1 protein-coding gene is annotated in these 255 nt (G+C 46.7%); it reads left to right on the plus strand.

Annotated elements, in window-relative coordinates; all coding sequences use genetic code 11:
• Positions 1-255, plus strand: a 255-nt coding sequence (locus ICN11_RS10655; protein ID WP_216230359.1) for a helix-turn-helix domain-containing protein, incomplete at both ends; no start/stop codon positions are given.

The following is a 255-nucleotide window of genomic DNA, read 5'->3' on the forward strand; positions in this document are numbered from 1 at the left end:
TTAAAGCAGTCGGAGATCGCTACGGCGTTAAACACACCTATATTCAAAAATGGGTTCATGCCTATAAAGCTCATGGTCAAAAGAGCTTAATCAAGACTTACACACATTACCCCGACACCTTTAAGGTGTCTGTGCTCCAGTCTATGCAACAAGACCAACTCTCCATCAATCAAGCCGCAGCCCGGTTTAATGTGCCAGCCCCCAGCACGATTAGTCTTTGGCAACGCCTCTACAATGAAGGTGGTATTACAGCCC

The sequence above is a fragment of the Polynucleobacter sp. 78F-HAINBA genome (assembly GCF_018882325.1).
Lineage (GTDB): Bacteria > Pseudomonadota > Gammaproteobacteria > Burkholderiales > Burkholderiaceae > Polynucleobacter.